The 20,610-nt window shown below is 35.9% G+C and carries 15 protein-coding genes and 2 pseudogenes; 13 read left to right on the top strand and 4 right to left on the bottom strand.

Going from position 1 to position 20,610, the window contains the following annotated elements; all coding sequences use genetic code 11:
- The first annotated feature begins 118 nt into the window (after positions 1–118).
- Positions 119–895, top strand: a complete 777-nt coding sequence (locus KFZ58_RS18805) for an SDR family NAD(P)-dependent oxidoreductase (protein ID WP_235792812.1) — start codon at positions 119–121, stop codon at positions 893–895.
- Between the two features lie 357 nt (positions 896–1,252).
- Here the strand turns inward: KFZ58_RS18805 and KFZ58_RS18800 are convergent, their stop codons facing one another.
- Complete coding sequence (locus KFZ58_RS18800) at positions 1,253–1,729, bottom strand: SRPBCC family protein (protein WP_235792811.1); 477 nt, start codon at positions 1,727–1,729, stop codon at positions 1,253–1,255.
- Positions 1,730–1,936: 207 nt separating this feature from the next.
- On the opposite strand from KFZ58_RS18800, the gene KFZ58_RS18795 reads away from it, so the two are divergent.
- The gene (locus tag KFZ58_RS18795; protein WP_235792810.1) at positions 1,937–2,692 is read left to right on the top strand and encodes a 3-oxoacyl-ACP reductase; all 756 of its coding nucleotides are present in this window, start codon (positions 1,937–1,939) and stop codon (positions 2,690–2,692) included.
- 209 nt (positions 2,693–2,901) lie between these two features.
- Here KFZ58_RS18795 and KFZ58_RS18790 read toward each other — a convergent pair whose 3' ends face one another.
- Complete coding sequence (locus KFZ58_RS18790) at positions 2,902–3,606, bottom strand: SDR family oxidoreductase (protein WP_235792809.1); 705 nt, start codon at positions 3,604–3,606, stop codon at positions 2,902–2,904.
- A gap of 217 nt (positions 3,607–3,823) precedes the next feature.
- Between KFZ58_RS18790 and rlmH the strand changes: the two genes are divergently transcribed.
- The 5 genes from rlmH (at position 3,824) to lspA (ending at position 10,778) form a co-directional block, all read left to right on the top strand.
- Positions 3,824–4,303 (top strand): 23S rRNA (pseudouridine(1915)-N(3))-methyltransferase RlmH, encoded by a 480-nt coding sequence (gene rlmH, locus KFZ58_RS18785; protein WP_235792808.1) that lies wholly within the window; start codon positions 3,824–3,826, stop codon positions 4,301–4,303.
- Positions 4,304–4,423: 120 nt separating this feature from the next.
- Positions 4,424–6,205, top strand: a complete 1,782-nt coding sequence (locus KFZ58_RS18780) for a hypothetical protein (protein WP_235792807.1) — start codon at positions 4,424–4,426, stop codon at positions 6,203–6,205.
- Positions 6,206–6,231: 26 nt separating this feature from the next.
- Positions 6,232–7,092: a DNA adenine methylase gene (locus KFZ58_RS18775; RefSeq protein ID WP_235792806.1), complete on the top strand. Its 861-nt coding sequence runs from the start codon at positions 6,232–6,234 to the stop codon at positions 7,090–7,092.
- Between the two features lie 769 nt (positions 7,093–7,861).
- Positions 7,862–10,180, top strand: a complete 2,319-nt coding sequence (gene helD / locus KFZ58_RS18770; protein ID WP_235792805.1) for an RNA polymerase recycling motor HelD — start codon at positions 7,862–7,864, stop codon at positions 10,178–10,180.
- A gap of 130 nt (positions 10,181–10,310) precedes the next feature.
- Positions 10,311–10,778 (top strand): signal peptidase II, encoded by a 468-nt coding sequence (gene lspA, locus KFZ58_RS18765; protein ID WP_235792804.1) that lies wholly within the window; start codon positions 10,311–10,313, stop codon positions 10,776–10,778.
- A 127-nt stretch (positions 10,779–10,905) separates the two neighbouring features.
- On the opposite strand, the pseudogene KFZ58_RS18760 reads toward lspA, so the two are convergent.
- Positions 10,906–11,134: pseudogene (locus KFZ58_RS18760) on the bottom strand (GbsR/MarR family transcriptional regulator); the annotation flags it as partial.
- Between the two features lie 286 nt (positions 11,135–11,420).
- Between KFZ58_RS18760 and KFZ58_RS18755 the strand changes: the two are divergent.
- The 5 genes and pseudogenes from KFZ58_RS18755 to KFZ58_RS18735 form a co-directional block, all read left to right on the top strand.
- Positions 11,421–12,692 (top strand): LPXTG cell wall anchor domain-containing protein, encoded by a 1,272-nt coding sequence (locus KFZ58_RS18755; protein WP_235792803.1) that lies wholly within the window; start codon positions 11,421–11,423, stop codon positions 12,690–12,692.
- Between the two features lie 265 nt (positions 12,693–12,957).
- Positions 12,958–13,656 carry an Ltp family lipoprotein gene (locus KFZ58_RS18750; protein ID WP_235792802.1) on the top strand — a complete coding sequence of 233 codons (699 nt, stop codon included), beginning with the start codon at positions 12,958–12,960 and terminating at the stop codon, positions 13,654–13,656.
- A gap of 309 nt (positions 13,657–13,965) precedes the next feature.
- On the top strand, positions 13,966–15,240 hold the full coding sequence (gene codB / locus KFZ58_RS18745) for a cytosine permease (RefSeq protein WP_235792801.1): 1,275 nt from the start codon (positions 13,966–13,968) through the stop codon (positions 15,238–15,240).
- Positions 15,230–16,498: a cytosine deaminase gene (locus KFZ58_RS18740; RefSeq protein WP_235792800.1), complete on the top strand. Its 1,269-nt coding sequence runs from the start codon at positions 15,230–15,232 to the stop codon at positions 16,496–16,498. The genes codB and KFZ58_RS18740 overlap by 11 nt, the downstream gene beginning before the upstream one ends.
- A gap of 220 nt (positions 16,499–16,718) precedes the next feature.
- Positions 16,719–17,014, top strand: a pseudogene (locus KFZ58_RS18735) (23S rRNA (pseudouridine(1915)-N(3))-methyltransferase RlmH); the annotation flags it as partial.
- Positions 17,015–17,148: 134 nt separating this feature from the next.
- Here the strand turns inward: KFZ58_RS18735 and KFZ58_RS18730 are convergent.
- On the bottom strand, positions 17,149–17,886 hold the full coding sequence (locus KFZ58_RS18730) for a hypothetical protein (protein ID WP_235792799.1): 738 nt from the start codon (positions 17,884–17,886) through the stop codon (positions 17,149–17,151).
- Between the two features lie 369 nt (positions 17,887–18,255).
- Here KFZ58_RS18730 and KFZ58_RS18720 point away from each other — a divergent pair, with 369 nt between their 5' ends.
- The gene (locus KFZ58_RS18720) at positions 18,256–20,202 is read left to right on the top strand and encodes a hypothetical protein (RefSeq protein ID WP_235792798.1); all 1,947 of its coding nucleotides are present in this window, start codon (positions 18,256–18,258) and stop codon (positions 20,200–20,202) included.
- Positions 20,203–20,610 lie beyond the last annotated feature (408 nt).

Raw genomic sequence — 20,610 nt, 5'->3', positions numbered from 1 at the left:
TTGACTTTCGGCGCTTATTTTGTATATCCTTTATAGGAAATTTTATAGTGTTTCAATTTAAATAATTAGGGGAAAAGACCTATATATCATAAATATATATTACAAGGAGAGATACATCATGGGAAGACTGGATGGAAAAGTAGCAATAATCACTGGTGGTGCTGGGAACTTAGGACAAAAAACAGCAGAAATCTTTCTGCGTGAAGGAGCAAAGGTATCGTTAGTTGATATGGATAAGTCTAAGTTGGAACAAGCACAAAAAGAATTATCTGATGAAAATGTTATGATTGTCGAAGCAGATGTTACCAAAGAAGAAGATGTAAAAAATTATGTTGATCAGACAGTAGACAAGTTTGGTTCAGTAGATATTTTCTTTAATAACGCAGGAATCATCGGTGATGTTGGTTCAATTGATCAACAATCATTAGATAACTTTAACAAGGTAATGTCTATTAATGCTACTGGAATATTTCTCGGCATGAAATATGTTATTCCAGTGATGAAAAAACAACAGCACGGAAGCATTATTAACACGTCCTCAGTAGATGGATTAAGAGGAAGCGCAAATATGGCACCATATGCAACATCTAAGCATGCAGTTGTCGGATTAACCAAAACAGCTGCTTTAGAAGTAGCAGAAAATAGCGTTCGAGTTAACTCAATACACCCATCTCCCGTTTCAGGAAATATGATGGAAACTATACATCAAGGTCAAAGCGCACTAAGAGGGAATGAAGAGGAACAGATAGAAGGAGAATATATAAAAAGCATTCCTTTAGGACATTATGCTGACTCGAAAAATATTGCAAACCTAGTATTATTTTTAGCTTCAGATGAAAGTGAATTTATTACCGGGGCGGAATATCGCGTTGATGGTGGATTTGGCGCAAATTAAATCTGGATGATTTTATATATGCGTGGATAGAGTATTCTCGATTGAGGATACTCTATTTTTTAAGTGTTTTCGGTAGGTGCTTGCCCATGGACATTGTTAGTGTACTAACGCTCATGATATCCTCCTGAGATGTTAATAGCGTTTATCTTTTTGATAATAACCATAAAAAATAATCGCTCATGCATTCTAGCAGGTATGTGAGGGATTACTTTTCATTAGCTACGTACCCCTCTTTACGAGGTTCGGTCTATTGTGAAGGCTCCATGACCGGTATAACACGCAATTTGAAAAGTTAGAAGGTCTTCGTTTTATTAAATCGTTGGGAAACATTGGATAAGGAAAATTCATTATGTTTACCTAATTCGAATCAAATGCTTCCCTATAAAATTCCCTTAACTCAGCTCCATTATCCGGCCATTCAGGCGGATTTCCGTTAACCATCATACCCAATGCATCAAGACAGCGATGCCATCCTGCAGCTGTTGCGGCCGCCCAAGGCCGGTCATCAAACGTATGCTCAAATGTCATTCGGCATCCATCGGGGGTGTCTTGCAATTCGATTCGCAGCAAATCATCAACCTCACGAAAAGCAAAAACCCCAGGCGGATCGAATGCAGTAATCACTCCTTCATACTTCGTTCCTTCTCCATCATCAAAGTAAATTTTGCCACCTTTATTGAGATCCATCTCTCCTGTTGCAAACGGATACCACTTGGTAAAGTAATCCGGGTCCGTTATGTAGGGGAAAACTCTCTCAGGTTTATGTGCAAAAAAACGCTCAAATTGCAGAACACAACGACCATCTTTTTCATATAACTTTCCATATTCATTCATTTTTTTCCTCCTCACATTTTCAATATTAACATAAGCAAAAGGGTGCAATTTTATTCTAGAATGGGCCCGTCGCGGAAGAGTCATTCATTTAAAATCAAACAAATTTGTATAACAAGTATAACATTTTTTTGACGTGCTCTGTTTTAATCCAAACAAATAAGGAAAGATACTAATGTAATACGTAAAATTTATAGGGGGGAACGTCAGATGGGTAAACTAGATGGTAAAGTTACGTTTATAACGGGAGCTGGCTCAGGAATGGGACGATCCCAAGCTATTCTTTTTGCAAAGGAAGGAGCAAAAGTAATAGCTGCAGATATAAATGTTGATGGAGTTCAAGAAGTTGTAGATCAGATAAAAAGTGATGGTGGAGAAGCCTTAGCAGTAGAAACAGATGTTTCAAAAAAAGACAGTGTAGAAAAGGCAGTAAATAAAGAATTAGATCACTTTGGTCAAATTGATGTTTTGAGTAATACAGCAGGAATATTAGATGATTATGCACCTTCTTTAGAAACTTCGGAAGACTTATGGGACAAAATAATGAATATTAATCTAAAAGGTATTTATTATCTTACAAACGCAGTACTTCCACAAATGGTCGAAAGAGAGAAAGGGACTGTTATCAACGTTGCTTCTCTTGCTTCATTTGTAGCTGGAGGCGGTGGTGCAGCATATACAGCTGCTAAACATGGTGTTGCTGGATATACAAAACAATTGGCTTATGATTATGGCAAAAAAGGCATTAAAGCTAATGCCATTGCCCCAGGTTCAGTTAAAACAGGTTTAACAGAAGAAATTCTTGTTGAAGGGTCAGACGCCGAAGAAAGAGCGAATGAAGTACCAGCGGGTAGATATGGTCAACCAGAAGAAATCGCAAACGTTGCCTTATTCTTAGCTAGTGACGATTCTTCGTTCATGCACGGAGCGGTAGTACCTGTTGACGGTGGTTGGACAATTCAATAATAAATACAAATTCTGTTATATCAAAGGAATTTGTCCGTACCCTTATCTGCTAAAAAGATAAGGGTGTATTAGATGTATGTCTTAGTGGTGCCGAGCCATATTGGCATCTTTACTATTATATAAAAAAGCTCTTCCCACAAAAGTGAGAAGAGCTTCGTTTTACTTATTTTTTCGCCATCGATTAGGTGATCCTTGAAGACATCTTATTTTTAAAGAGATGCAGATATGCCACCATCAACAAGAAATTCGGAACCTGTTGAATAACTGGATTCATCTGATGCTAAAAATGCAACAAGTTGGGATGCCTCTTCCGGTGAAGCTGTTCTTTTTAATGGGATTGTTTCTGCTAGTTTTTTAACATCCTCTGGATCTGCATTTTCGAGCATTTTTGTTTGCATAAAACCTGGATGGACGGAATTTACTCGAATCCCGTATTCAGCAAACTTTGAGGCGATATAGGCAACAGGAGCATCTACAGAAATTTGAAACGCTTCCACGGATGATATATTAACAATTGAGCCATTTTCAGTCTTCTTCATGGAAGGTGCCACTGACTTCATACCTAGAAATGTTCCAACTTGATTGATATCAATGATTTTTCGATATTCTTCTTCAGAGGTATCCTCAATTTTTTTCCTTGTCCCAAGCGCGGCATTATTTACGAGGATATTCGCATGTCCAAATGTTGCTTCTGTTTCGTTAACAACATGATCCCAATCATTTGCACTCGCAACATCATGCTCTACGAATTTTACATTTTCACCGAGTTCTTTTGCCAGTGCTTCACCTTCTTCAACAAGAATGTCTGTGACAATGACTTTAGCCCCTTCCTCTACAAACTTGAGCACATGTGAGGCACCTTGTCCACGGGATCCACCAGTGATAATTGCAACTTTACCTTCTAATTTACCCATTACAAAATTCCTCCTTCATTTTGATTACACTAATATATAACCTATTTCTTGGAAGTCTAAACAAATTTACCTAGGTATAAAGTTGCTAAATTATCTGATTTTAATTCTCAATTCCCGTAGACATTTATCTTTTTATGCATCAAAATACCGCAAATTTAGTATACATGCAGTTATATGGTAAACTATCTACAAAGAATGAAAAAAGGACGTATTTACCATGAAAATATCGATCATTGCGGTCGGAAAATTAAAGGAAAAATACCTCAAGCAAGGCATCGAGGAATATTTAAAGCGCTTGAGCACCTATGCCAAGGTTGATATCACGGAAGTAGCAGATGAAAAAGCGCCAGAAAATATGAGCGAAGCAGAAATGCAGGAAGTGAAGCGGAAAGAGGGAGAGCGTATTCTGTCTAAGGTTGGACAGGACACCTATGTCGTTACGCTTGAGATTAATGGAAAAATGTTGACCTCGGAGCAGTTGGCAGCAAAGATGGACGAGCTAGCAACGTATGGAAAAAGTAAAATAGCATTTGTGATCGGGGGGTCGCTTGGTATAAGTGAAGCCGTGCAGAAACGGAGTGACCTGGCCTTATCATTTTCGAAGTTGACGTTTCCACATCAGATGATGCGGCTGATTTTGCTGGAGCAGGTTTATCGAGGGTTTCGGATTATGCGGGGGGAGCCTTACCATAAGTAAATGAGTTTTTTCATCTTGTTAGCCATTTAAATATAAAAATTATCACTGCCGAGTTAGAAAGTTATTAATTTCTGATACAATATAAATAATTAAAATTTCCAATAGGAGTGTAAGAGATAAATGAAACTAAATCCGCTAGATATTCGACTAGATTTTACTAATCCAAGGCTCTCATTATTTAATTTTAATAATGAAGAGGAAGTGATAAGACACTTAATCCAATATGAGAACCTGTACTCCTTAATTGATTCTTTCGTAATTCACGGTTACAACACTTTAGGTGAGAGACTAATCTTATTAGAAGAAAATAAGAATTATACAGTTTTGGAGGGAAATAGAAGAATTGCTGCTTTAAAAAGTATGTTCTTATACCAGAATTTACTGAAAGCAAGTTATAGAAAAAAAGTATCTACTCTTAAACTTGAAAATTTTTTGATTGATGGAGACGTAATAAAGAATAGAGAAGAAGCGGATTATAAGATTGCCGCTAAACACATAGCAAGTATTCAAGATTGGAAATCAATTGACAAATATGTTTACTATGAGAATATGTTTAATAGACTTCGAAAGCAAATGAATACGGCGCACTCAATTTCTTACATTAAAGATACTACCCCAGATAAAGAAAGTGAAATTAAAAAGTCTATCCGATTTTATAAGTTCCTTTTATCTATTCATGCACAAGTAAAGTTTAAAGATTCTACACTTAAACCTTTAACTCTATTGAACAATGATGTAATAACAAGCAGAGTATACCCTTCTATCAGAAAAACACTTAATTTAAAAGAGAATTCGGATTTTGAATTAGTACCAAAAGAAGGTAAAGAGGAAGTATATAAAAGTATTCTTCTAGCTATAGGTTCTGCCGCTTGGAGTACAAATAATGAAATGAGGTTAAATACTAGAACATTTAGTGTTCAAAAGGATTGGGAAAGAATTTTAAATGAGGATCAACTTATACCCGGCCTGAAGTTAATAATTGATGAATATTTATCTGAACCACAATCTCCCAATATAATGCCGACTAATGGTGAAAGAAATAGTGTGTCTAGAAACGATAATGTAAATTCCTTAAAAAATTCTGGTCACAAGTCAATTCAAGGAACAAATACTAATGAACCTAAAGTGAATCAAGAAAATAAATATCGATTATTTGTAATTAAGGACAAGAACGTTGTTCAAAAACCCAAAAATGGAATTTTATTTAATCTTATGGATGCTGTTTGTTTATATGATGAAACTTCAAGCGAAATCACAAAAAAGAGCTCTATATACAACAATATAAAGTTCACTACTCAAGCAAGTGATGACATACTAATTAAAGAAAGTTATGTTCTAGAGAATTCGAAACCTAAACTATATAAAGTTAATGCAAGCTATGAAAAACAAATTGTTACTTTCGATTTGATAATAGAACCAAAACAGAGTAATCCACGACCCCAACAAGATTTTCTTTTTGATGATGAATGGCGTATAAGAATGGTATCAAAGTTGGATGAAAAGATAGATTATCATAAGATAAGGGACGTAATTTTTTCACTATCTTTTTACAGGAACCTTTCGAAAATTAAAGTACATGATGTATTAATTGTTTCTTTCTTGACACGGGCACTTTTGGAATATCTCTCTAAAGCGTATATAGATAGATATCCTGAGTTAAAGCAAAAGATCGACGGACCAGATAATTTGGGGAATAAGATTAAAATAGTAAGTGAGGATATGTATAATAAAAATCATTCTTCCTTTAATTTGGAACAAAAAAAGTCAATTAAAAACCAAGATGACTTGGAGTTAATTAACGGAATAGTACACGATTATAAGACAACACTTACAAATCAAGATTTTATTAGAATATTTAGGAAATACAAACCTTTCATGGAATCTATTATAAATATGCTGTAATATATCAGCTAGTTAGAGGAATTAATATGAACAAAAAAATTGATAACTATAGTCCTTTAAGGTATCCAGGGGGCAAGAATAAATTATATTCTTATTTAAGGTACATTATAAAAGAAAATGAGGTTAGTAATTATATAGAACCTTATTGTGGCGGAGCGGCAATAGCATTAAAATTATTAATCAATCAAGATGTGAAAAAAATTATGATAAATGATTATGACAAATCTATATACTCTTTATGGTATTCAATATTAAACAATTCAGAAGAAATGAAACAAAGGGTATATAATGCTAGATTTAATATGAATGAGTGGAATTTTCAAAAGGATATCCAACAAAAAAAAGATAATGTGTCTTTGATTGAACTTGGCTTCTCTACATTATTTTTAAATAGAACTAATAGATCCGGTATAATTAATGCAGGTCCTATTGGCGGTAAAAAACAAAATGGCAATTATAAGATGGATTGTAGATTTAATAAAGAAGCATTGATAAGAAAGATAGACCTTATTTCAAGTTTGGGTTCTAAGATAAATTTATATAACAAAGACGCTCTAGATTTTATCAGTACAAATATTTCCAAGACCAGAAACTCACTCACTTTCTTTGATCCACCATATTATGTAAAGGGAAGAGAGCTATATACAAATTTCTATGAACATGTTGATCACGTAGATCTTAGAAATAGTATTAATAATACCATGAAAAACAAGAAGTGGATTTTGACATATGATTTGTCTTCAGACATAAAAAATCTCTATTCACAATATGAATACTATACTTATTACCTTAACTATAGTCTTGCCAATTCGAGAAAAGGAAAAGAACTGATTATTTATTCGAATAGTGTTTCATCATCTAATGTCGATGAATTTTTACAATTATAAACCATTACAATACTTTATATAAGCTCTACAATCTTATATCTTTAAGGTAGATAATTCCTATAAGAAAAAAATAATAGTTGCTTATTATAATAAGGTCAGTATTTAAGTGATAACTTATATGACTATTTCTGCTGAAATTTAGGTATATTTTAAGTTTCATTATTATATAAATGATTGAGAGAAGTAATAGGGACATATTTATGTCATATCTTGAAGAATTAGTTTAATATATAAAATTCTAGAACTTACTTTAACGGGAATTTATTATTCCGCAAGAGAGAATATATTATTATTCTATTAAAAACAATAAATACGGAGATTAAGCAGATAGTAAAAGAGGAAAGAATATTAATTGCTGGTGTTAATGGTATCGCAATTAGGAACAAAGATAATTCTACTGATTGGGAGAGTGTACTTGAACTAGCTAAATCATTACTTTTGCATACATTTTGGAAGAAGATTCTAGTTGTTTCAACAACAATTGGGGACAAGAATAGGGTTAGACTTACTTCATATTAAACTAAAGCCCTCAAATTGAGGTTTTTTCTAATACATACCTCATATAGATGCATCACGATGAACCGTATCATAAGTAAATGAGGTTTTGATAAAGACAATAAAACTTTCCCCATAAGGTAATCGTTCATTGCATAAAGTTTATTTACTCAAATGATGGAAACAACTAAAAAGTGCTGAACTATAATGATTAACACATACAATTAGAGTATAAAAAAGTATCCAATTTTACTGGACTGCCAAACAAAGCAGAATGTCAACGAAAAAAGACATTGGGGTTGATGTAATGAATGAACGTGCTGAGGAACAACAACGTGTCGATAAAGTTATTAACGAGATTAAAACCAAAGAGGAAAAATTATATCATCAGTCAAAGGGTTTAAAAGAGAATGTCATTGACCTTCGGAAAACGTTTTGGGATGATATCACGGTTAACCTCGATGAACCCGACGATGTCATTGAGACGCAGGAAAGTATTAAGCAGCAAGCATCCCTGCTGTCTGAGAAGGAAAGGTTTCATGGAAAGGTAGGAGAGCAACTAAAGACATTGGATAGGCTGAAAAATTCTCCTTATTTTGGACGAATTGATTTTATGGAGGATTCTTATCCAGAGGAAGAAGCTATTTATATCGGTATTTCCTCGCTTATGGATAAAGATGAAGAGGAATTTCTTATCTATGATTGGCGTGCTCCTATTTCGAGTCTTTATTATGATTCCTCCACTGGAAAGGCAGGATATAGGACCCGTGAGGAGACAATTACAGGTGAAATTACATTAAAGAGGCAGTTTATCATTCGGCATGGTGTCATTGAAGGGATGTTTGAGACAGGGGTAACAATCGGTGATCAGATGCTGCAACAGGCACTTGGCAATAATGCAAGTACGACGATGAAGAGCATTGTTGCTACGATACAAAAAGAGCAGAATCAGATTATCCGTAATGAAAGGAGTAGTCTCCTTGTTGTGCAAGGTGTTGCCGGAAGTGGGAAAACAAGCGCAGCCCTGCAGCGAATCGCATACTTAATGTATCGTTACAGAGAAGAATTGCATGCGGATAATGTAGTGCTATTCTCGCCGAATCCGCTATTTAGCAGCTATATTTCGAATGTATTACCAGAGCTTGGCGAGACGAACGTGAGACAAACGACTTTCCTGGACTTTATTAAAAAACGGATTAATGACAACTTTACAGTGGAGTCACCATTTGAGCAAATGGAGTACGTTTTGACTCAAGATAAGCACCAAGACGATCTAACACGGATGAAAAGCATGGATTATTTGGCGAGTCTTGAATTTAAAGATCTGATTGATAATTATGTGGAAAAAATAAATGAAGCCGGTCTCCGATTTAAACAGATTTCTTTTCGAGGGCAACCAATTGTTTCCAAGCAGCAAATTCATGATTATTTTTATTCGCTTGGTGAGGAAATTGAGATTCCGAACAAACTGGAAATCGTTAGAAAATGGCTGCTTGAGGAAATTCGAACTACTCAGAAGAAAGAAGTGAATAAGGACTGGGTCATGGAAAAGGTCGAATTGCTGGATAAGGAAGATTATATGAAGGCCTATCATCAGTCGGAAGATCAACAAGACTATGGGAGCAGTATAGTGGATGAGGAAAAAATCCTGCGTTCACAAGTCGTCAAGCGTGTTTTTGCACCATTGAAAAAACGCATAAAGAATCTTGAGTTTGTTAACATTCCTGCCACCTATCAAGCATTGTTCACGGAATGGAAGCCAGAAAATGCGCCAAATGATTGGCAGGAGATCGTGAAACATATTGCCACGCAGCTGAAGCAACGATATTTGACATGGGAAAATGCCACACCTTATTTATATTTTCAGGGCCGTATCTTAGGGGATAACGCGGATCGTTCGGTTCGTCAGATGATTATCGATGAAGCTCAAGATTATTCTGCGTTCCAGTTTGCTTACATGAGACATATTTTCCCGTACACACGAATGACGTTGCTCGGTGATATTAATCAAGCGATTTATACGTATGCAATGGAGGACAATCCTCTCTTAGCAGTTGATCATGAAGGAAACCAAGAAAGGATTACACTAACGAAAAGTTATCGTTCGACAAAGCAGATTGTGGAGTTTACGAAGCATTTTGCTCCTGGTGGAGAAATGATTGAGCCATTTAACCGGGAAGGAAGCAAGCCTGTGCTTATTCATGATGATGATTTAACAGACACATTGCTTCAACGTGTGGAGGGATTTACGAAAGAAGGTTATGAAACGACGGCCATCATTTGTAAAACACGTCAGGAAAGTGATGAGATAGCTGAAATGCTGAAAGGAAAAATGGTATTTCATCAAATAAATGAAGAAACATATACGTTTGAAAAAGGTCTTCTCATTCTCCCTGTTTATTTAGCGAAGGGGATTGAATTTGATGCAGTTATTATTCCGGACGCTTCCGAGGCGCACTATGGCAAGGAGTCAGATAGAACACTTTTTTATACTGCTTGTACGAGGGCGATGCATGCTTTGGTGATGATTTCTGGTGGGAATCCGTGTAGGTTTATTGGGGAAGCGGCGGGAGAGACGTATGAGGTGGAATAGATTTTCTGAATATCAAGGAAAGGGTCAGTTCCCCGTAGCGTTAACGCTTTAGCACGCCGGAGGACTGACCCTATTTCCCTTAAAAATTTATTAAAATTAAATGAAAGATAATCAGTAAAACAAAGAAAGCGTGATTTCTATCCTTTTCTATAGTGTTATTATTCTTGTCATTTTCATTGATCAACTATCCAAGTATTGGATTCGTACACAGCTTAATGTTGGAGAATCGTTGGTAATTTGGGAAGGTGTGTTAAATTTCACGCACATACAAAATAGCGGTGCTGTTGGTGGATTATTTGAAGGATATGGCCGCCTTTTTGTTCCCGTTGCAATCATTATTGCAGTTGTATGTATTTATATGCTGAAGAAAGGTTATTTAAAAGGAAAGCTTTTGATAATAGGGGTCGCACTTTATGTCGGTGGTGCCATCGGGAATGCCATTGACCGTGTTTTATTTAATCAGGTAACGGATTTTATTGATTTCTCATTTCGCGAAGGTATTCCTAATTTGGCTGATTATGCTCTTATTTTTGGTGTGATTTTGATTTTTATAGATGCTTTTATTGGGGCTTTGAGAAAGAGGAAGTCGGTAGGTTAGGATTAACTTTCCACCATAATTAAGTATAAATCGAAAGAAGGTTTGAAGCGCTTTCTGATTTGGAAGAAGAACTTCACCACTCTAACGCTTTAGCACACCGGGGGACTGGCCCAATAGCTCCATAACCACGAACGCCTTTTTGTAAAAACTTTTCGGCAATGTTAAGTTTAAGCATTTCGCGAATGACCTGACTCATACTTGTTTTGCTCATACCAGTTTCTTCTGATAGTTGATCAAGCCATCGGCCCTCGATTCATATAAATAACCTCGAGCACGCAATTAACCGTCGTGGAGAAGTCTAATGTACTCATATTATGTACAATTTTCTCGATAAATTGTTCTTGTGTGTGCTCAATTTGTTCAAAGTTTTTTTAATTACTGGCATTATTCCTCCCATATTGCCAACTATCAAAACCGCTATAATAGCTCCATTTTAAAAATGAAATATAGGAATAGCTCGGGAAATCGCAAATTCGTGAGGTATTACACAATATTCATAGCTATATTGTACAGGTTGATTAATATTGTGCATTTTGTTCAATTTATAAACTTTTAATTTTATAAAGTTTCCCCCATACTAAACACATTCGTTTGAGTTTCTTAAAATTAGATTCAAACAATAATATACGAGGAGGAAAGAAAATGGAGAAAAAAACTAGCTTATCTTTAGTGTTTGCACTTCTTTTCGTTATGGTGGTGCCCCTTAACGTAATGGCAGTGCAAGAACCAGCAGAAGGTTACGATCCTGAAGACGAAATTTACGTGAAAGCAGAAAGTGAGTACTACTGGGAAGGCCGCTATTCTGATGGACGAATCTATTCTGAGTACATAGCAAATGAATTGACAGGTGATTTTGATAACTTGGTGAATTACGCTGTTGGTGGTGCTTTTACTGGGGTTTTGGATGGAACTAAAGGAGAAGAAGACGAACATTCCAACTGGTCCAAATGGTTGAAAGGCTGGGGCGGTGTAGAACAAACGGAAAGATTTGTCGAGGATGTAGATGGACAAGCAGACCCTGATGCGCTTTATATGTTTTCTATTATTTTAAATGATACTTACGGTGTCGAAATTTTAGGAGAAGAGCGTGCAGCAGAAGTTTCCAGTGATAATAGCCTTGAAATGCTTCAAAACTTAGTAGATGCAGGTGCTAGATATATTATGGTGAGAGGGGTCTCTGCAGATGCTGCAGATTCCAATCCATCCGATTTTCGTGGCAAGGTTCACAAACAAGTAGTCCAAAAAATGGACGACTACCTTGCTGAAGATTCCACTCCCGATGATGTAGTAGTGATCTACGGGGAAGGTAACCAAGTGCGTGAGAATATTGAAGAACAAGGGCCTGAAGCATTCGGATATAAAAACATGGGTTTCTATTTAATTTCTGATTTTGTTCCTGAATATGGTTACGGCCTGGCCGCTGAAGACAACAGTGACATCTTCCCTACGAACGAGGAAGAAGATATCCGTGATATTGGCAGATATTACTCAACCGATAGCGAGTACTATGATCCTGAAGCTGAGGGCTTGGAACCAGACGATTTTTACAGTTATGACGAATATCATTTAACGAATAGAACGCATAAACACAATGCAACGTTCCATTTAAATTCTGATATTTCAACAGAAGAAGGGAACTTCGAAAAGGTTTATAACGGTGAAATTAGTCCATTCGCAAAAGCGATGGAAGAAAGTGCTGTTCCTTCAGAATATACTATGCTCTATACTTTCGGTGCTAGTGGTGATGATACCGGAAGAGGTTTAGAAGTAACAACTGAACTTGTAAATAGCCGGGATAATAATGGCGGTGAGTTACCAGCAACAGCAAGTAATTTACCAACGTTAATTTTTACTGGATTATTTATTGCAGCAGTCGGGGCAGGTTTGTTTTTCTTCCGTAAAAGACTAGCCTAATTGTTAATTTTGTTATGATCGGCTACAAATGATGAGTTCCAAAAGAAACGAACTATTGCTTTGGAGGGGGAACAGGGTCAGTCCCCCGTTGCGTTAATGCTTTAACACATTGGGTAATCAGGAGCCTGTCCCCCATCGCTTTAATACTGTAAAGAGCTGGAATGTTAATTTTCTAAATAATAAACAAGATTTAGGAAAATAGTCTTGCAATATCTTATCGGATGTATGATAATATACCCATAATATTACATATGGGGGGATATCAATGAAAAAAGCGTTAGCGTTGATGTTATCATTACTGGTTATTTTTGTTTTAGTAGCATGCGGAGAAACAGAAGAAGGAGAAGCAGAAATTGATAATGTTGATTCAGCAGAAGAAGATCAAACAGAAGAAGTAGCGGAAACAGAAGAAAAGGTTGAAGAAGAGACCGAAGAAGTAGAAGAAGCCGAGACGGAAGAAGTCATTGAAGAAACGTCAGAGGAAGAAATAGTAGAAGAAGCGGATGTAGAGGAGACTGTAGAAAACGCTGATGAATCACTATCACAAGAAAATGCGGTGGATGCGGCTGAAGGCTATTTAGACTATACAGCCTTTTCTAAAAGTGGTTTAATAGAACAGCTAGAGTTTGAGGGTTTTAGTAATGAAGATGCTACTTACGCAGTAGACCAAATAAGTGTGGATTGGCAAGAGCAAGCAGTAAAATCGGCTGAAGATTACTTAGACTATACAGCTTTTTCTAAAAGTGGTCTAATAGAACAATTAGAATTTGAAGGATTTAATAACGAGGACGCTGCTCATGCAGTAGACCAAATAAGTGTGGATTGGCAAGAACAAGCAGTAAAATCGGCTGAGGATTACTTAGACTATTCAAGTTTCTCAAGAAGTGGTTTAATAGAACAGCTAGAGTTTGAAGGTTTTAGCAATGAAGATGCTACTTACGCTGTAGACGAAGTAGGGCTGTAATAGGTAGTATTTATTTTCCCAGAATTGTAGCGTGTAGTTGACAACTCACCCCCTTTCTGTAATAATAAACTCAATTAAATACTGGTACCTTTAATTCAGTCCCGTGAGGCTGACAAGGACTTCGGAAATAATGAGCATTGTGTTGGTAACCTATGTATATAGGTAGGATGCCTGCGCCCTGTGTTCATTGTATAAAAAAGGCTTCTTGTCAGAAATGGCAAGAAGCTTTTTTCATTCCTAATCGCCCAAAATAATCGAAGCTTTCTTCGGTACCAGTTTCTAATAATCTATCTTATTGGAGGAATTGGTATGGCAAAAGTGGAAAAGGAATTCGCGTTACAGGCAGTGCCTCAAACAAATCGCAGTGGGTTTTGGAAGATTCTTGCGGTGATGCTGTCCCTTAGCTTCTTCTCGGCGAGCATGTTGTCTGGAGGGGAACTCGGAATGGGACTATCGTTTATGCAGTTTATTGGGGTTGTGTTAACAGGGAATTTGGTGCTTGGGCTTTATACAGGTGCATTAGCTCATATTGCAGCAAAGACGGGGCTATCCACACATTTATTGGCACGATATGCATTTGGTGAAAAAGGTTCTTATATAGCCTCATTTTTACTAGCTTCAACACAAGTGGGCTGGTTTGGCGTCGGCCTTGCGATGTTTGCAGTTCCTGTTGCAGCGGCGACTGGAGTCAATGTTTATCTATTGATTGCGATTTTTGGTTTGTTGATGACGGTATCCTCCATTTTTGGGATGAAGATGTTAACGATATTAGGATTTATCGCAGTTCCTGCAATTGCCATTTTCGGGAGTTATTCGATGGTTGATGCAGCTAGTGCGGCTGGCGGAATTCAGGGATTGCTCGCTTATGAACCGGCACAGGCGATAAGTCTTGCAGCGGCATTAACGATTTGTATAGGGTCTTTTATTAGCGCTGGTACGCTTACCCCCGATTATGCTCGCTTCGCTAAGACATCGCGATCTGCTGTGATTGCAAATATCATTGCATTCTTTCTTGGCAACTCGCTCATGTTTTTATTCGGTGCGGTCGGAGCTATGGCTTTCGGCAGGGCTGATATATCGGAAGTGATGTTTTTACAAGGGTTAATGGTTCCAGCCATCATCGTTCTCGGATTGAATATATGGACAACGAATGATAGTGCTCTATATGCATCAGGATTAGGGTTTTCCAATATTACGAAGCTACCAAAGCATAAAATTGTTGTTTTCAACGGCATTATAGGAACAATAGCGGCGATGTGGCTTTATAACAATTTTGTTGGATTCTTGACGCTTTTAGGCACCGCGCTCCCGTCGATTGGCGCAATTTTATTAGCAGACTTCTTTTTATTACATCGCGGAAAATATCAACCGTTCGAAACGATGAAATTTAAAGCAGTAAATTGGATTGCAATAGCAGCATGGGGAGCTGGAGTCGCCATTGCGAATTTTGTACCAGGGATTCCACCAATCAATTCACTGTTAGGATCTGCTATTATTTATGTAGGGTTGATGAAATGTATACCGCAGCAAGCACCATTATCAAGTAAAATTAAAGCGAAGGGTGAGTTAATTAATGATAGTTAAAAATGCAAAACTTAGAGGAAAAGATGGACTATGGCACTTGATTCTAGAGGATGGGAAGTTCCATAAAGTAACACAAACATTAGGAAATATTGAGGGAAAAGAAGTCATCGATGTTGGGGGTGCGCTTGTCCTTCCTCCTTTCATTGAGCCGCATATCCATTTAGATACAACATTAACAGCAGGCGAGCCGGAGTGGAATAAAAGCGGTACTTTGTTTGAAGGTATTCAAAGATGGTCCGAGCGGAAAGAAACATTGACGGCAGAAGACGTGAAAAACAGGTCAAAAAAGGCATTAAAATGGCAAATTGCCCAAGGGATCCAGTATGTACGCACACATGTAGATGTAACAGACCCAGAGTTAACAGCTTTAAAAGCAATGCTGGAGGTAAAGGAAGAAATGGTTCCTTATGTAGATCTTCAGCTTGTTGCTTTTCCGCAAGAAGGAATTTTATCCTACCCTAACGGATTCGAACTACTTGAAGAATCGATGAAAATGGGCGCGGATGTAGTGGGTGGCATTCCTCATTTCGAATTTACAAGAGAATACGGTGTAGAGTCGATGAAGCTCGCTTTTGATCTCGCTGAAAAATATGATCGATTAATAGACATCCATTGTGATGAAATTGATGATGAGCAGTCTCGCTTTGTAGAAGTTGTAGCCACGGAGGCCTATGAGCGCGGATTAGGTGCTCGCACAACAGCGAGCCATACAACAGCAATGGGCTCTTATAATGATGCCTATACGTCTAAATTATTCCGCCTATTAAAGCTTTCTTCCATTAATTTTGTATCAAATCCGCTTGTGAACATTCATCTTCAAGGAAGATTTGATACATATCCAAAACGAAGAGGTTTGACAAGGGTAAAAGAGTTGCAGGAAGCGGGACTAAATATCTGCTTCGGCCATGATGACATATTTGATCCATGGTACCCACTAGGAACAGGGAATATGCTTCAAGTATTGCATATGGGGATTCATGCTACGCAACTCATGGGCTATGATGAAATTGTAAATGCTATTGATTTGATCACGAAGAATAGTGCCAAGGCATTGCAAATTGAAGAAGATTATGGAATTGAGGAAGGGAAACCTGCTAACTTCATTGTCTTGGATGCAGAAGATGAGTATGAGGCTATTCGGAAGCAGGCTGTGGTTAGGTATTCGGTTAGGGGTGGGAAGGTTATTGGTGAGACGAGGCCGAGTGAGGCTAGGATTACTCTAGATCAGGGGGAAGAGAGGGTTGGTTTTGATAGGTAGGTGGTGTTTGGACACAGCTTTCGTGGGGTTGTGTCTTTTTTTGTGAGGGTGGGTGGTCGGGTTTAGTGTAGATGACTAGATTGGATTAATTGGGTAGTTATAGAAGGGGTTACCTTACATATAATCGGGAAGTTAGATAATTAGATTGCATTAACTTAGTATGTATGCGGTAAAAGGCGATAAATAGGAGTCGCCAAATTCAAGGGAAAATACTTCTGTGGAGCGGATTCTGTCTAAGATTGGGTAGGACACCTATGTCCTCACGCTTGAGATTAGTGGTAAAATGATTAGTTCAGAGCAGCTGGCAGCGAAGGTGGATGAGCTTGCAACGATGAAAAGGGCAAAATAGCATTTGTGATAGGCGGATCGCTTGGCATTAGTAAAGCAATGCAGAAGCGGATCGATCTAACGCTATCATTTCGTAGTTGACGATTCCTTATTAGATGATGCGAGTGATTTTGTTGGAACAGGTTAATCAGGGGTTTCGGATTATGCGGGGAGCCTTATCACAAATAGTGGTAAAACATAGAATAAAAATTGTGATTAAAACGGAGTGACTAGAAAAAATAATCATGAACAGGTAATTTTTTCAAGAGATTAAAAGAGGATAAGACAGGTTTTATACCTGTCTTTTTGTGTTTTATAATGAGTTAAGACCTACTATTTGGGAGAATCCAATTACTTGAATGAATATCAAAATCAAATAATGTTATCTTTCGGTTATCTTTTGAAAAGATAATATGCTTCTCCTTTTGTTTGTCTATATCCATAATATATTGCATTTTTTCACCCTTGATTGTAGAATACTCTATTTTAACACTTCTTACATAAATGATTCCGTCCTTCACTTTTACCAAGGGAATATAAACATCAATATTCTTTTCAAACACTCCAATATGAGCGTTAATTTTATAAGGCTTTCGGCATTCTTCATCTTCAGCCAATTTTAATTCAACACTACAATTAAGTATGATTTCGGGGAATCCTCTATGACTTATTTTATAATAAGGAATGCTTAGTTTTTTAAGTTCCGCTTTTGTATAATTGGACTGGAATTCTGTATAATAATCATTTAGTATAATCCTACTAAATTCTTTGTGTTTAGTGTTTGATAAATCAATTGGTGCGATAAACTCTTCGGCTATTATGTATGAACGGTTGTCTTGTAATTCCTTGACTTTATTCAATTTATTTTGTTTCTCAATTTGATAATATGCAATGAAAAAGGCGGTTAAGCCACCGACAATAGAACCGATATAATTACCAAAGAAACTTTGCCAATCATTACCGAAAGTCATAGGTGTTGTAAATGATAATAATAAGTTAACAACAAATGGGGCTATTAAAATACAAATAATAATCCACATAACCATGGTTCGAATTTTCATCTTATCTCCCCTTACAGATTTATCATTATTATAAACACAAATAATAGAAAAGGAAAAGTAACTATTGTAAATAAAATTAGAAACATTAAAAACCATTTATTTGGATTAAATGTATATGCAAGTGTTAATATCCATACTCTTACAATATACTTTTTATTATATAAAGAGTAATTTGCATCAGAAAAGCGTAAACTTAGTATATATGCAGTTATATGGTAAACTATCGACAAGAAATGAAATAAAATGGCGATCATTGCAGTTGGAAAGTTAAAGGAAAAAAACCTCAAGCAATGGATCGAGGAGTATATAAAATGCTTGAGCACCTAAGTCAAGATTGATATTACGGTAGTAGCCAAGGGGGAAATTAAAATGGAAGGGGTAAAATTCTTCGGCCCTGAGGATTTAGCAGCAGGGAGTTTCTTAAAAAAAGCAGAAAAAATCATTTATAGCTATGAATCAAAAGCTATAGAAGATATAAATGTAGCAATAGAGCTGTTTAATTGTACTCTTTACCTAGATAATAAAGTATATTTTTCGGAATGGGCAGAAGAATATAGACTTCATTTAAAAGAAAAATGTAAGCAAATAAAAAAAGACTTAAGTATTTATTTTACTAAGATTACTGAGTTAAATATAGAGGAGAATGTTACAGAAATTCATTGGAATTATATAGAGGATTTCTTAACACTGTTTTGCAGATATAAATTATACAATCGTATTGGTGAGGATGTATTTAATAGGTTAATAGAGAAGATCATTGTTTCCATTCACGAAGTCTGTCTCTTCCAGGATTTAGTTGATTACTATGATGAAGCGGTTAAAAGTGCATTAATTAATAGTCCCGAAAATGCGGAGTTATTCCTTGATCATTTTGTAATAGATAAAGGGAATGCTATAGCTAAAAGGTTATACTTTCCCAAATCATTATCCAAATATGAAGTAAACATGTTAATTGACTCTTATATAGGAACAGAAGAAGCCAATATAAATTATTTGAGATTGATTGTGAATAACCATAATACAAAGGAATTTTCTGTATCCGATGTACTCAAATGGAAGGCGAAAAAGCGTATTGAAGAACAAGAAAGAAGGTACTTTAAAAACAATAATGGAATAGCATTTGAACACAAAATTGTATTTCAAAAAGATTTGTCTGAACCTTTTATTGCAAAGTTTGATGGAAGGGAATCATCTATTATATTCGATAAAACTTGGTTAGAAGATAATCTAGACTATGCGACGGTTTTACAAAACTTTATTTGGATATTTGGCTTTATTGATAGTAATGGTCGTATTTCATTTGTTAGTCATCCTTCTGACATCAGTGCACTTGAAAATGTCTTAGGACTAAGATCGAAAAGGGATTACCCAAAAGGAACAGTATTTCAAGCTAAGGAAATCTTAGCTGATTTAATGATTGTTGCATATTATATGTTCCTTAAAGAACAGAGTGTTAACCTTGAAAATGTAATAGAATGGTTTTTTACTACTTACTTAAACCAAGAATTTAAAGTGAAAAATTATTATGCAGAATTACCATCCGGAGGTACATTATACAGAGAAAAAAGCAGAGATATATTACCTGAAATAGAATATATTTTATCTCAATATAAAAGCTATGTAGAATACGGTTTTATCAATCATGAGCTTTTAGGAATTTCATCAAGTGGTTTACCTTATGAGCAAGTACCAAGTTTGATAGATAAAAAATATGTGTATCCTAAAGAAGTTTTAAATGTGGCTTTTTATTACTTATTTTCCGATCAGTCCGGGCTAGGACATCTAGGTAATACTGAGAAAGATAGTAAAACTTTTTTTGAACTGATGTTAAAAAAAGACATATATTACTCAGATTTTTACTATCATCAGCAGCTAAGACTTAATCATCTGCGAGAACTTGGGTATATAAAATTGGATAAACATGAATTAATTAGTTGGACTAATGAAAAGCGAATTAAGGTATTGTATGAACTCTACTATAGTGAAACCATTAGTTATTATCGAATGCATCCTCAAATTAGAGATGAAATAGATTTAATGAATCAAGAAGGACTGATATACTTTAATTCATCATTATTTTCAAAACCTGAACAGGATTATTTTAATTATTATTTGAATAATTCTAGATTCCAGAATGGGCCACGGTTAAGAAACAGGTATGCTCATGGAACTCTAGGTAGCCGTCCAAATATTGACGAAGCAACTCATAAAGAAAATTATTTAGTCATAATGAAGTTATTTGTATTAATTGTCCTAAAAATCAACGAGGATTTTTGTTTGAATGATATGATTATGCAAGTTCAACAATCCGAATAGAGTATTTCAGTAGTAGCATATTATAATTTATTAGTAACTCTCTTGTAATAATAATCCTCTTCATAATGTTTCACTTAAAAATGTGTATCATTTCTGAGGTAATAATTGGTGAATCATTTTAGAATAAGGTGATACTATTTTAGTAACAGACTATTTCATATAAAATATCCAGGCTGAAACTTTTTCGGTAATGAATCAAATAATGCTTCCCTTTATAGCTGTTTTAATATCCGCTTGTCCTAGTGAACATATAAAATTAATATGCGTGGTCTTAAAGAGTATATGAAAGGTAATTTAGGGAGTCTTTCTATTTTGTAGAAATTTAAGTTTATATTAGTTAGTTATATTCTATAACCGGGGCACATGACTTTTTGGATGAAAGGGAAAGTGACAGAAGTAAAAAATCCA

The sequence above is a fragment of the Virgibacillus sp. NKC19-16 genome, from assembly GCF_021560035.1.
In the GTDB taxonomy this organism is placed as follows: Bacteria; Bacillota; Bacilli; order Bacillales; family Amphibacillaceae; genus Virgibacillus_L; species Virgibacillus_L salidurans.
Note: the sequence above shows the minus strand (reverse complement) of the source record. Positions and strands in the feature narration are given on the sequence as shown.